Genomic DNA, 14,100 nt, shown 5'->3' with positions numbered 1-14,100 from the left:
TCACTCACAACAACTGAATCAACTGATCTAAATCAGTATGGCGAACTTGAGCGGTCAAGGATATACGCAGCCTAGAACTATGCTGCGGCACTGTCGGTGGTCGTACGGGCATAATATAAAAGCCTGCTTGTTGCAAAGCTTTCGCCTTCTCCACTGTTTTGCTCGAATCACCGATGATCACAGGGACAATTTGAGACGTTGAAGGACAAGCAAAACCTTTGGTCTGAACTGCTTGCTGTAAACGCTGACTGATACTGTGTAAATGCTGACGTGGATTATTTAACTGCAAGACTTGTTGCAAGATAAAGTTACTCCACGCCATGCAGATCGGCGGTTGTGCCGTACTAAAAATCAGTGGGCGCATAGTATTGATGAGATAGTCTCGAATCACAGGGTGACAAATCAGATAACCACCAATTGAAGCCATAGCCTTACCCAAAGCACCAACCAAAAAGTCGATCTCATCAATCACTTGGTATTGCTCGGCACAACCCAAACCTTGCTCACCACGCACACCAATACCATGTGCTTCGTCGACATAGAGCATGACTTTTTCAAACTGTTTTTTGATGCGGACCAGTTCAGCCAAATCGGTTTCATCACCATCCATACTAAAAATGGACTCGGTCACCACAATGATTCGCTCAAAAGCATCATCGGCATGATACTTCTGCAAAAGTTGGGTTAAATGCGCCAAGTCATTATGACGATAACGTACCAACTTCGCTGTCGATAAACGAATGCCATCAATCATGCTGGCATGGATTAATTTATCAGCCAGAATTAGGGTTTTACTATCTGCTAATGCAGGTAAAATACCAATATTCATGTGATAGCCGCTGTTGAATACCAAAGCCGCTCGACCATGAAAAGCCTGACTTAGGCTAGCCTCGAACTGTTCATATTCAGGAAAATTACCCGTCAATAAACGTGAAGAAGCAGAACTCATCCAGCGCTGAGCATTCGGTGTTTCATCGAAAAACTGCTCTCGTAATTCGATATTTGCAGCCAATCCTAGATAATCATTCGATGCCAAATTTAACATCTCATGATCATGGATTCGAATCATCCGCCCCTGCTGCACATTGGATGTAAACTGACGCAAATTACCTTGCTGTTTAAGCACATCCAGTTGTGCTGCAAAATGCTCTATATGCTTCATACAAAAGACTCCTGCATCTGCGTGACCACTTCAACCAGTTGCTCAAGCAAAGTCTTGAGTTCCTGTGGGGTAATTACATAAGGGGGCATCACGTAAACCAGTTTTCCAAACGGCCGTACCCAAATACCCCGGCGGACAAACTCCTGTTGTAAGGTCTTCATATCCACAATAAACGTCAGCTCAACTACACCGATGGCCCCCAGTACACGAACGTCATGGACATATTCAAGTGACTGCAAAGGTGTCAAAGCGATACGAAGTTGTGTTTCGATGCGTTGAATATTGCTTTGCCAATCTTGTGAGATGAGGAGTTCTGTACTTTTCGCCGCTACCGCACACGCCAAGGGATTGGCCATAAACGTTGGGCCGTGCATAAACACACCCGCTTCGCCTCGACTGATAGTCTCAGCAATATGCTTTGTGGTTAAGGTTGCAGACAAAGTCATATAGCCTCCTGTCAAACCTTTACCCATACACATAATGTCAGGTTCGACCTGTGCATGCTCCCAAGCAAAGAGTTTCCCCGTTCGTCCAAAGCCCGTCGCAATTTCATCAAAAATCAGTAAAACGCCGTATTTTTCGCAGAGTAATTTGGCCTGTCGTAAATACTCAGGATGATAAAAACGCATCCCGCCTGCACCCTGAACAATCGGCTCAATAATCAGCGCGGCGATACTTTCATGCTGTGTAGCTAAGGTATTTTCAAGTTCCCGAATGTCCTCTTGATCCCACGCTGCATCAAAGGCAATTTGCGGTGCAGGAACAAAAATACGGTTGGGTAAGCTTGAGCCAAAAATTTGATGCATCCCTGTGACAGGGTCACAGACCGACATCGCATTCCATGTATCACCGTGATAGCCCGAACGCGGGGTGACAAAATTGGTTTTGTTTTGTTTCCCAAGCGAAGTCCAATACTGAACTGCCATCTTTAACGCCACTTCAACTGCAACAGAACCCGAGTCTGCATAGAAAATTTTATCTAAACTTGGCGGGGTGATTTGCAACAGTAATTTGCCCAGTTGAATGGCGGGATCATGACTAAAACCACCAAACATAATATGCGACATGTTTTGCAGTTGATCCGTCACAGCCTGATTCAGTTCAGGATGATTATAGCCATGTATGGTGCACCACCACGAAGACATCCCATCAATCAACTGACGACCATCTTCGAGTTCAATGGTTGAACCAAAGGCTTTTTTGACTTTAAAGGTGGGAAGCGGATTGGTCATCGAAGTATAAGGATGCCAAATATGTTCTCGATCAAATGCTAAGTCATCCAACTCAGCATCCAATTTGGCATTGATCTCAGTCATCCTTAACTCCATATCTACGACAGTTACAGCAAAATTTCAGTTTGACTGATCTTAAACCTGCACGCATCAAAAAGAAATTGCGATATTCGCCACTCAGCGAATTGTTTAATCCATTTTTTGTAAATATTGGCAGATTTGGTCAGTTACCTCATCTGCATGAAAAACTGGAAGCCCATGTGAACCACTTAAAAGCATCACATCTAAAAAATTTGCACCTAAAGCTTTTAAATTATCCAAGACTTTGTAGCTAACTAAAAAATCTTGCTTGGCTAATAGATGGAGTTGATTTCCCGTATAATTTTGTAAGATCTCAACCGTATTTAAATACTCTAAACAATTGAGTCCCTGTTTTAACAGATCTAAAGACTGAGGCTGAATCAAACTTTGCAACTGCAAAAAATCTTGCTTGGTGGTTGACGTCCCTTGGCACACCATAAATCCAAATTTCTTTAATGTTGCAATCGCATCTGCTTCGAATGATTGTTTAAAGCTTTGAAATGTCACTGGACTCATTGCAGTTTGCCAATTTTCATGCGCTACAAAGCACGGATTTGAAGCCAAAGTAATTAACACTTTTTGCTGTTGATACTGTTGTTCAACCGCGTCAACCAATAAAGTCGCCAGTTGCCCCCCCAAGGACCAGCCGATAATGACATCAAAGTCTTTGGCTTGTTCCGCATATTGCTGCAACACCTGTGCATCCAATCCATTAAAAATATTGATCAGCTCAACCAAATGGCCTTTGTGCTGCAAAGCATGAGCCAAAGACTGCAATAATTTGGTTCCACCACCCCAGCCCGTGATGAGTAAAATACGTTGATTCAATGCAGACTCTAAAACTGTAAATTTCAAACAGTATGAAACCTCAGACTCCATTGCAAAGCAAGCCTTTTGAATAAGCACTAAATCGAGCTGAAGAAGTTCAGAGTTGGATCTGAGAATATCAGCACTTTAGCGCCTTAAAATTTGCTAAGATCAAGTCAATACTTTTCAGGACAGCCTACATCATGAAAATAATGCAAATGGCAACGATTAGCTTAATTTCGCTGGGTAGTTTCTGTGCCATCAGTAGTGCCACTTATGCAGCACCGGCTTTTTCAAGCGCTTCATCAGAGCAAAAGCAGTGGGTGGGTAAGCCAGCTCCGAGTTTTAAGTTACAAGATCAAAATGCCAAATGGCATGAGCTCAAACAATATCAAGGCAAGTGGGTCGTTCTCTATTTTTATCCGAAGGATGACTCACCAGGTTGTACACAAGAAACCAATCAGTTCAAAGCACTCTACCCACAATTTAGCAAAAATAATGCCGTGGTTTTAGGCGTAAGTCTGGATGATGTACAGTCACATCAAAAATTTTCGAAAAAGTTAGGGCTGAATTTCCCTATTTTGGCTGATAACAATCATCAACTGGCCAATCAGCTCGGCATTGTACGGAACTTAGGTATCGCTAAAATTGCGAAACGTGAAACCTTTCTGATCGACCCACAAGGTACGGTGGTCTATCACTACAGCAGTGTGAACACCCAAACCCATGCGGGACAAGTATTGGCAGATATTCAAAAGTTCTCTAAAAAATAACCCCTATAAAAAAGCCCTCGAACATTGATTCAAAGGCTTTTTTATTACTCAATATGTAAATGCAAAAGCCACCTTTACATAAAGTAGCTAGCATCTCTTACATTTGCGACTGAATATAATTTTGCAGACCAATCAATTCAATTAAACGTAATTGTTTTTCTAACCAATAAGTATGGTCTTCTTCGGTATCTGACATTTGTTGACGTAACATGTCACGGGTAATGTAATCACCCTTTTCTTCACACAATTTTACGCCTTGCGCTAATTTTTCACGTACATGATATTCGAGCTTTAAATCGGCTTTTAAGCATGAAACCACATCTTCACCAATTTCAACGTCATCGCGTTGCATATTCGGTGTGCCTTCCAAAAACAAAACCCGGCGAATAATCGCATCCGCATGTTGTGCTTCTTCTTGCATTTCATGATCAATACGTTCAAAGATTTTGCTTAAGCCCCAATCTTCATACATACGTGAATGAATCAGATATTGATCGCGTGCAGCCAATTCTCCACCGATCAACATATTTAAGTAGTCTACGACTTCAGGATTGCCACGCATTTCAAAATCTCCAATCTTTAATGCAACCATTATGGACACATTTAATTCACTTTGCAAAACCTAAATTATGTAAGTTTATGATTTTTATAAAATTAAAATGAGAAACATACGCATTTGCAGTATGAATTATCAAAATAATAGTTATAAAATAAGCCTTTGCAAAACTTCATCCCTTTTGCAAAGGCTTTTTCAGCTTAAATAGCCCTCTGCTTTATTTTGTAACCATTAAAAATGCTTCTTATTTCAACCACCAAACACATTGAAAAAGACTCACTTGGATGAAGCAACAGACCAAATTGAACCTACTTCTGCGGACTGTACACGCGCTTGTGCTTGACGATAAAACCGTAAAAATAGCCCCGCAAAAAGAATGGAAAATACATCAATCCACCATAAATAGGAAAAAGATGACCATAAACCAATCTCGGGCAACAGCAAAGCAAGCATTGAGGTTAAAGGCAACAGCAATAAAGTCACTGCAATAAAGAGTAACAATGTAGGCAAAGCCCTTGCAGCACCAAGTACAAAACTAAGAATGAGGCTAAAGATAAAAATTGCATAATAGATATACATAAACCATGCATTGATGCTGTGTAGTTCAGGACTGAGGACATAAGCCCAACGCCCAATCAACATACTCATAAAAATGCCAAGGACTGTTCCTAAACATGACCCTATGGTTAAGTTTGCAATGAATTGCACATCCTTGCGCTGTGCAGGTGGTGCTAAATTCGGATTTTTTTGTCGCTTTACACGCGATTCAATCCATAGAATATTGCCTGAATAAAATAAAAATGCCCCGCCCATCCCCAAGGCCAAATACAACCACCGAGTAAAATCTCCGCCATAGTTGCCAAAGTGCAAACTGAACATAGATCGAATCAGTTGATCTAGAGCTGAACTCTGGGTATTTAAATTGACCGTACTATAAGGTGCGGGCTGATAAGGATTGAAAAACATCACATCGAAGTTGTCACCGCGTAACATCTGGTCAGGGCTGTATAAACTCACACGGGCGGATGCCTTCGCGGGCTGGTCGAGATTATTAAAACTTACAGACGAAACCTCATAGCCCTGTGCTTGTTGCTGTACCTGCAAGAGTATTTTTTCAACATCCAATGGAGGGACTGGTTCTACAATCTGCACCGCAGCAGGACGCTCAAACAATGGTTTGCCTTTTGCGACCAGTTGCCCTAAACCATCATAAAAGAGATCATGAAATGCAAAAACAATCACCGTTACACTAATCAAAATATGAAATGGTAAACTGGTAATGCCAATCACATTGTGTGCATCAAGCCAAAAGCGTTTTTTGTTCTTGCCTTGCCGTATCGCAAAATAGTCTTTGACCAACGTTGGCAAGAGGACGATCAGGCCAGTCATCAGCGCTAAAAAATATAAGACAGATACCACACCCATGACATAAACACCGAGCGTATGGTGCCCAAGCATGCCCGGAATGCCTGCTGTTTCATGTAGTTGTTCAATCAACCAACCCAGTTTGGATAGGTTTTCCTGTTCAACCTGTAAACTGCCATCTGGTTTCAGTGTCGCCAACATTGCACTTTGATCGGTATCAAAGTCATGATCATCATGCACTTGACTTTGCGCAGGTTGCCACTGGATCGGGGCATGATGAAACTCTTTAGAGTTTAAATTGATCTGAAAGCTTTTTTGCGCTTCAGGATAGCGCTGCTGCACCTGGAATACCAAGTCATTATACTGATGCAATTCAACCGTATGTAAACTTTGTTGTGGTGGTGTTGCCCACTTACTCAAATCATGCTGGAACATACTTAGCCCACCTGCAAAAAAGCAGATGAACAAGAGAATACCCGCGCAAATCCCGACCCATGTATGTAACTCTTTGGCAAGTCGGAGAATATCTGTACGTACCTTCATACCCTATTCTCCTCTAAGCCAAAACACGAGTGCGTAAGCCACGACATTGAAAAACATATAAATTACAATAGACTGCCAACCACGTGGAATAAAATAGGCCACGAAAAAGAGTGGTAACCAAATCCACGGAATCGACCACATCCCTAACTGCGGCGCAAGGCCACGATGCTCAGATTGAAGTCCCCACATCGTGATTAATGCAGCTAAAGCGAAAGCTAGACTAAGTCCAAGAACTGCACCCGCAAAGCTTTTCGTCCACCAGTCAGGTTGTATCTTTTGATCGCGTAGCAACGTCATGCGTCAAAGCCCCATGTAATAAAGGAAGAAATGGTAGTGCTGACCACAACACCAATGGAATCAGTAACCACATCAACACTGCTACCAGTTTTGGTAATACCGACAGTAAAAGAACCAATGCCAAAACAAGACCTGTAAGCCCGACCCAGCGGTACTTTTTCGCCACAGCCTGCTTGAGTACAGTTTGATTAGCATGGGTCAAATACAGCAGGACACAACCACTACAGCACAGGAGTAAACCGAGAAATTTAATCATTGCTTTCAACTTAAATGAGGCAGCATTCAGACATAAAAAAGCCCACTGCATCGCAATGGGCTAATCTCAAAAATTAGAAATCGAAAGTGACACCAAGTTTATAGGTACGACCAGCACCTAAAATGGCATAGTTACTACCAAAGACTCCGGACCAATATTTTTCATCGGTTAAGTTATTTACATTGGCTCTAAATGTTGTATTTACACCACCAATTTTTGTCGCATATTTAGCCCCCAAATCCAAAATCGTGTAATCAGGCAACTCTAAACTATTATCCGTATTTAAGTATTGTTCACTCACATAAGATGCACGAGCATTTACACTCAAACCGTCAACGACAGGAATTTTATAGTCCATACCCAAACCAGCAGTAAAATCAGGTGTACCAATTACAGTATTACCTACTTGAGATGCTGTCCCCGATTTAACATATTCAGCATCAATATAAGCTAAGTTCGCCATCAAACTTAAATCTTCTGTTAGCTGTCCCGCTGTTGAAAACTCGATACCACGAGACCGTGTCTCAGCATCATCTTTAACAGCCTTAGTTACTGTGTCCTGATAAACCTCAGGCTTTTCAATTTGGTAAAGCGCCAAAGTATTGAGCCAAGAACCCACTTGGTATTTAGTCCCTAGTTCATATTGCTTGGTTTGATAAGGGGCTAATGTCTCCCCCTTATTTGTTGCAGTTGGATAGGTAATATCTGAAACTGTTACCCCTTCAGATAGCCCTTCGACATAACTTGCATAGAAAGATAGGTCCTCACCAAATGGTTTAACGACGAGACCTAAGCTTGGGGAAAGTTTATCTGATGAATATTTCGTCTTTTTATATAAATTTTTCGTGTCAATATCTTGGTACCGAGCACCTAAAATGACTTGTAATTTATCGTCTAACATCGACATTTGATCAGTTAATGTATAGCTGACATAGCGGTTATCGACATAAGGTACGATAGTTGGATATGACGTAGGCATTTGTTCAGATGCATCTACAATTGGGTTATATAGGTTAGTATCAAACGCATTTGATGTTGCTGCCGAATGCTGCCAATAATTGCGTGTCAGATAATCGGCGCGTAAGCCAAGTGTATGTTGGATGGCACCAGTATCAAACTTACCTTCTAGCCCAAGATTAGCCGCGACAGCATGTTCTTGATAACCCACCCGATAATATTGTGAACTGGCAGCACCTGTATTTGTGTTATTAACGATTAAACGTGTACCAAAGATATGTCCTGAATATTCTTTTTCGTTATAACCTACACCCGCAAATACTTTTAAATCAGGGCTAAATTTATATTCGCCTGATACTCCTAAGTATTGACTACTTTGCTCACCGTGAATGTTTGGGAAGAAATTACTATCCCCACTCGGAGCCGCAATAACCTGTTTGATTGTACCCATACTTACCATAACAGGTGAACCATTATCACGCTTATCTCGTACCGCATAAGCGTCAAAGTTTAGTTTTAACTTATCCGTTGTATAGTCAAGTGCCACGACCCCTGTTGAATTTGTATCATCCATCCCATCAATGATATGTTCACCTTGCCCATAAGAGCCACCAACACGTACACCAAATTCCTTGTTATTACCTAAACGTCTTGCAACATCAAAGCCTGATTTATAGTAACCATCGTCTTCATAGCTTGCACTTACACGTGTCAGATCTTGATTAGCGCGCTTTGTTTGCGCCATGACCACACCACCAACACTCCCAGCTGGTGCCATGCCCGCCACTAAAGCATTAGGACCTTTAAGTACAGTGACTGAATCAATAATATCTGTTGGAATACGTCCAGTTGGCGCCATGCCATATAGACCATTAATGTTGTAGTCTTCAAAACCTACAGAAAAACCACGGATCTGAATGTTTTCATTTAAATGACCTGAATTGGTCGTTTCACGAATACTTGGATCATTTTTAAGAACTTCAGAAACCGTCGCAGCTTGATTATCAGAAATTGTTTTTGCAGTATATGTCGTGACACTAAAAGGGGTATCAATGACAGACTTATTACCCAAGGCGCCTAATTTAGCTTCTTTGGCTAACTTACCATCTGCATAGTTTTGTTGTTGTACCTGCGCTTCTGATTTTAAGGCAGGTAAAATCGAAACCTCTTCCTCAGCAAAGGCAAGCTGAAAACAGCCACCTCCCATCATTAAAATACCAACAGAACTTGCAAGAATTTTTTTTGAAAAGGTTTTCATTTGAAATAACGCTTAAACTAAATGATAATGATTATTATATACACAATGTAAATAATTATTAATTGAATTTTCTCGTTTGACTTATTTATTTGATCTAAAATATAAATTTAGGACTTTTTCAATAAACCCTATATATATTGAATTAAATTGAATGAACTATCGTAAAATAACGAATAAGTCAGTCATCAGTTCGGTACTGAAGCAAAGACTTTCCCTGCATTCACGTTTACACTAAGCCTATACTTAAAACAACAACGGTTGATCTATGACAAATTTAGCAACACAAGCGCCTGTACTGGTCACAGGTGCATCGGGTTATATTGCCAGTTGGGTGATTCAAAAATTATTAGCCCAAGGTTATACCGTTCATGCCACTGTACGTGACCTGAACAAAACCCAAAGCTTCGCACATTTATCTCAAATTGCAGAAAGCAGTGCAGGAACACTGAAACTATTTAAAGCCAATTTACTCGAACCCAATTCCTTTAAAGAAGCGATGCAAGGTTGTGAAATTGTCTTTCATATGGCCTCTCCTTTCGTCGTCACCAACTATAAAGATGCAGTGAAAGACATCATTGAACCTGCTGTTTTGGGTACAGAAAATGTCTTAAACACCGTCAATGAAACCGAGTCCGTTAAACGTGTCATTGTTACTTCGAGTATTGCATCGACCTATGGTGATGCGATTGATATTTTAAAAACGGACCATAATACTTTTGATGAAAGTCACTGGAACACCAGTAGTTCTGAGACCCATCAGCCTTATCCATATTCTAAAGTGATGGCTGAGCGTAAAGCTTGGGCAATGGCTGAGGCACAAGATCGTTGGCAGTTGGTCTGCATTAACCCTGCGTTGGTCTTTGGTCGTTCATTGACACCAAATACACAGTCCGGTTCGATTGAGGTCTTACAACAGTTTACCAATGGCTTGACTTTAGCAGGTGTCCCACCCATGTGGAATGGTGTGGTCGATGTTCAAGATGTTGCTGAAGCGCACTTACAAGCAGCATTCAACCCAGAAGCAACAGGTCGTTACATCGTCAGTGGTGGAACTTTAAGTCTGCTTGAAATCGGTCAATTGCTTAAAGCTCATTTTGGTTGGAAATTTCCATTTCCACGAAATGAACTGCCCAAAGCAGCCTTTAAGGTGATTGGTCCATTCATTGGCTTTAGCCGCGAGTTTGTTGAGTTGAATATGGGTTATCCAATTTATTTTGATGCGAACAAGAGCCAAAAAGAATTGGGCTTAAAGTACCGAGATGTCAAAGAGAGTCTCGTTGAGCACTTTCAACAATTGCTCGATGACGGTGTAATCAAGCAATATATTCCTTGAAAATAAATAAAAAGCATAGTGCTCGTCAACGTCATAGCTGACAAGCACTATGCTTTTTCTAAATTAATGAAGGTATGGGATACACGAAATGTCATCAGCAACTGTTCGAGACAACACTACATGAGAAAAAAATGTTTCTGCGACAATTTTACTCATTGATAGCAATGAACGAGTTTTGCTGATGACTCATGCCTTTGGTTACTTTGGGCTAATCCAAAGTAACATACGAACTTCAAGCATTTGATGCGAATATGTAAGACTCCGCCATGAATCCCTCATCATTAAAAGTCATTTTAGTCATGCTTTAACTGAACGGAGTTATCTAGACAGTATATTTTTGATCCAAATCAAAAATCTAAGCCTCTAACTGACCATAATCTTTCATTAGTTGAATAAACTCAGCTTCATTAATCACAGCAATCCCAAGCTTCTCCGCTTTATCCAGCTTTGAACCAGCTTTTTCACCTGCAACGACACACTTGGTTTTACTCGACACACTACCACTGACACGTGCACCTAGTGCTTGCAAGAGCTGTGTTGCTTCATCACGCCCCATCGTACTGAGTGTCCCTGTCACGACCCAACTTTCACCATTTAAAGGTTGGCGACTTGGTGCCACAGGCGCGTCCCAGTGAATACCTGCCGCCAATAATCGGTCCAAAACTTCAAGGTTATGCGGTGCTTGAAAAAAGTCGACAATCCACTCCGCCGTGATATCCCCCACATCTGGAGTTTTCTTTAAAGCTTCAATGTCTGCGACACGTAACGCATCTAAAGTTTGGAAAGTATTAGCCAACATACGCGCTGTGGTTTCACCTACCCCACGAATCCCCAGCGCATAAATAAATGCAGCCAAAGTCGTTTTCTTGCTATTTTCAATCGAATCAATCAAGTTCTGAACGGACTTCTCACCCATTTTTTCAATGGTTAATAGCTTTTCTCGGTGCTCATGTAGGTGATAAATATCGGCCACATCTTTAAGCAAATCAAGATGTAACAGTGATTCGACCCAACGATCTCCCAAACCTTCAATATCAAGCGCTTTACGGGATACGAAGTGGCGAATTGCCTCGATACGCTGTGCAGCACAATACAAACCACCAGAGCAACGTGCTAAAGCTTCACCTTCGGGCATTACCACAGGCGATTCACACACGGGACATTGGCTCGGGAGTTCAACTTCAGTGGCATCAACAGGGCGGAACTCAGGCCACACTTTTTCCACTTTGGGAATCACATCACCACTACGGTAAACACTGACAGTATCGCCAATTCGCACATCTAGGCGGTGAATTTCCCCAATATTATGCAAGGTGACATTTGAAACGGTCACACCACCCACAGCAACAGGATTCAACCGCGCCACAGGGGTCAATGTACCTGTACGGCCTACTTGCCAGTCAATATGTTCAACCGTGGTAAGCGCAGCCACCGCAGGGAATTTATATGCCGTTGCCCAACGCGGTTCTCGACTTAAAAAGCCTAGCTGTTGCTGTTGTTTAAGGCTGTTGACCTTAATCACCATGCCATCAATTTCCACACTCAATTGTGGTCGTTCCGCATTGATTTGCTCATAAACAGCTTGAACTTCTTGAATGCTATCGCAGACAAAATGACGCTCACCGACTGCAAAACCAAACTGTTGCAACCACTCTAGACTTTCCGACATGGTGCTTTGACCATGATTGGGTTCACACTGCGCAATACCATAAGCATAAAATGCAAGTGGACGTGCAGCCGCAATGTTCGGGTCTAACTGACGTAGACTTCCCGCTGCGGCATTCCGTGGATTGGCAAAAGTCTTTTCACCTTTGGCTTCATTTTCTGCATTGAGCTTTTCAAAGCCAGCTTTAGGCATCAAAACTTCGCCACGAACTTCCAGTAGCGTAGGCACTTCACCCTGATCTGTGCTCAACACCTTGGGCAAGTTACGAATGGTTTTGACGTTTTGGGTAATGTCTTCCCCTGTCTCACCATCACCACGCGTCACCCCACGCACCAACACACCCTGTTCATACCACAGTGAAATGGCAAGACCATCAAACTTCAGTTCGACATCGTATTGAATCGTTTGATTCGGCAAACGTTCTTCTGCACGGCGTGCAAAGGCAAACAGTTCTTCTTGATTAAACACATTGCCTAAAGACAGCATCGGTACCACATGCGTCACGCTCGTAAACTTCGCCAAAGGTTTAGCACCGACTTTATTGATCGGGCTATCTGGCTGAATACACTCGGGGTATTGTTCTTCTAAAGCTTTCAATTGATGAAAAAGCTGATCATATTCACTGTCTAAAATGGTCGGCTGATCCATCACATAATAAGCATGATTATGCTGTGCCAAAATTTGGATCAGTTGACGCATTTGCGCAACGACAGTTGAAGTTTGAGTCATAATTTCACCATAAAAAAGGGCGGTCTTTGTTCCGCCCTAAAAATTGTATTTCTGCTGTGTATTATAGAAATCGTTACCGTTGCTTTCAATCAGATTAAGCGTCGATTGCCTGTCCAGCACGGTAATCAATCGCCAAGTGGCGCCAATGCTCACGCAGTTGAGGCGTGAACTCTTGATTATTTTGGTCATAAACCGTTCCATCTATTTCACGGGCAATCAAACGTGAAATACTGTCCATGGTGTCAAAGGCATTTTGGACATCACGGTGTGGTAAGGCCAAGAAAAAGGCCAAGCCTTTAATTGGATCGGTTGACAGATTTTCCAAGTCAAAACCATCCATACCTGTATCGGTAATTTGCAAAACAGAGAACAGCAACTTGGTTCCATCTTCGTTATAACGATGGAAACAAGACATTTCGCCAAAACGCAAGCCATACTTCATTAAAACTTTTAAGGTTTTCTCACCAGACAACGCACGACGTTCAGGATAAACATTCAGGGCAATAAACGACTCTGCTGTGGCTAAGGCACTTTCATCATCGACAATTTTTTGCTCATACAAATGTGCATCTAAAATGCTACTTTCATCGTCAAACTCTGAAATTTCGGCTTTTTCGACGTTGGCATTTAAACTAAATTCAGCTTTATCGGCCTTCGCTTGGTCATCGACAAGCGCTGAGTTTGTACTTTCAGTCGTTGATTCTGTTGCAGTGTTTTCAGGAGTGGCTGAGTCTACTGCTTTATTTTCTATGTCAGCTGATGCCACTAAACTTGGTTCAGCATCAGTATTCTCTACTACACTATCTGCATCTAAAGCCTTTGGTTCAGCTTTTCCCGCTATTGTTGCATCGACTGGAGCATCACTTAAAATCGGCTCTTTACGCTCTGCAGGTTCCACGACCACCGTTTGCAGTTGGTCACGGACATGACGTGGAATAATCGGTTTTTGACTATCTTCATCAATATGCAAAGTCGAATCTAGCGATGGTGCGGCATCTGTCGGCTTTCGGAAAATCATTCTGATGCCAAGCAGCATAATAATCACTGCTATGACGATACCAATAATTGTTGTGTATTCCATCTTA

At 41.9% G+C, this 14,100-nt stretch carries 12 protein-coding genes; 2 read left to right on the top strand and 10 right to left on the bottom strand.

Annotation, left to right across the window (positions count from 1 at the left end; all coding sequences use genetic code 11):
• Nucleotides 1-4: 4 nt before the first annotated feature.
• From ACE01U_RS07375 to ACE01U_RS07365, 3 genes are all read right to left on the bottom strand, one after another.
• Complete coding sequence (locus tag ACE01U_RS07375; protein WP_395579076.1) at nt 5-1,162, bottom strand: 8-amino-7-oxononanoate synthase; 1,158 nt, start codon at nt 1,160-1,162, stop codon at nt 5-7.
• Complete coding sequence (gene bioA / locus ACE01U_RS07370) at nt 1,159-2,478, bottom strand: adenosylmethionine--8-amino-7-oxononanoate transaminase (protein ID WP_395579075.1); 1,320 nt, start codon at nt 2,476-2,478, stop codon at nt 1,159-1,161. Before bioA ends, ACE01U_RS07375 begins: the two co-directional genes overlap by 4 nt.
• A 105-nt stretch (nt 2,479-2,583) precedes the next feature.
• Nucleotides 2,584-3,330 (bottom strand): YqiA/YcfP family alpha/beta fold hydrolase, encoded by a 747-nt coding sequence (locus ACE01U_RS07365; protein ID WP_395579074.1) that lies wholly within the window; start codon nt 3,328-3,330, stop codon nt 2,584-2,586.
• Nucleotides 3,331-3,485: 155 nt separating this feature from the next.
• On the opposite strand from ACE01U_RS07365, the gene ACE01U_RS07360 reads away from it, so the two are divergent.
• Complete coding sequence (locus ACE01U_RS07360) at nt 3,486-4,055, top strand: peroxiredoxin (protein ID WP_395579073.1); 570 nt, start codon at nt 3,486-3,488, stop codon at nt 4,053-4,055.
• A gap of 97 nt (nt 4,056-4,152) precedes the next feature.
• Here the strand turns inward: ACE01U_RS07360 and ftn are convergent, their stop codons facing one another.
• The 5 genes from ftn to ACE01U_RS07335 form a co-directional block, all read right to left on the bottom strand.
• Nucleotides 4,153-4,617 (bottom strand): heteropolymeric bacterioferritin subunit Ftn, encoded by a 465-nt coding sequence (gene ftn / locus ACE01U_RS07355; RefSeq protein ID WP_004695301.1) that lies wholly within the window; start codon nt 4,615-4,617, stop codon nt 4,153-4,155.
• 270 nt (nt 4,618-4,887) lie between these two features.
• Nucleotides 4,888-6,519 (bottom strand): PepSY-associated TM helix domain-containing protein, encoded by a 1,632-nt coding sequence (locus ACE01U_RS07350; protein WP_395579072.1) that lies wholly within the window; start codon nt 6,517-6,519, stop codon nt 4,888-4,890.
• A gap of 3 nt (nt 6,520-6,522) precedes the next feature.
• Entirely contained in the window at nt 6,523-6,816 is a 294-nt protein-coding gene (locus tag ACE01U_RS07345) for a hypothetical protein (protein WP_086208741.1), read from the bottom strand.
• Nucleotides 6,782-7,072, bottom strand: coding sequence for a hypothetical protein (locus ACE01U_RS07340; protein WP_162622312.1), 291 nt, complete (start codon nt 7,070-7,072; stop codon nt 6,782-6,784). The genes ACE01U_RS07345 and ACE01U_RS07340 overlap by 35 nt, the downstream gene beginning before the upstream one ends.
• A gap of 73 nt (nt 7,073-7,145) precedes the next feature.
• Complete coding sequence (locus ACE01U_RS07335) at nt 7,146-9,287, bottom strand: TonB-dependent receptor (protein ID WP_395579071.1); 2,142 nt, start codon at nt 9,285-9,287, stop codon at nt 7,146-7,148.
• Nucleotides 9,288-9,552: 265 nt separating this feature from the next.
• Between ACE01U_RS07335 and ACE01U_RS07330 the strand changes: the two genes are divergently transcribed.
• Nucleotides 9,553-10,620: an SDR family oxidoreductase gene (locus tag ACE01U_RS07330; protein ID WP_110973850.1), complete on the top strand. Its 1,068-nt coding sequence runs from the start codon at nt 9,553-9,555 to the stop codon at nt 10,618-10,620.
• 355 nt (nt 10,621-10,975) lie between these two features.
• Here ACE01U_RS07330 and ligA read toward each other — a convergent pair whose 3' ends face one another.
• Both ligA and ACE01U_RS07320 read right to left on the bottom strand, forming a co-directional pair.
• Entirely contained in the window at nt 10,976-13,015 is a 2,040-nt protein-coding gene (ligA, locus tag ACE01U_RS07325; RefSeq protein ID WP_087528138.1) for an NAD-dependent DNA ligase LigA, read from the bottom strand.
• 94 nt (nt 13,016-13,109) lie between these two features.
• Complete coding sequence (locus tag ACE01U_RS07320; protein ID WP_395579070.1) at nt 13,110-14,096, bottom strand: cell division protein ZipA C-terminal FtsZ-binding domain-containing protein; 987 nt, start codon at nt 14,094-14,096, stop codon at nt 13,110-13,112.
• Nucleotides 14,097-14,100: the final 4 nt, after the last annotated feature.

Origin of the sequence: Acinetobacter halobius, assembly GCF_044130335.1 — a bacterium.
Classification (GTDB): Bacteria; Pseudomonadota; Gammaproteobacteria; order Pseudomonadales; family Moraxellaceae; genus Acinetobacter.
Note: the sequence above shows the minus strand (reverse complement) of the source record. Positions and strands in the feature narration are given on the sequence as shown.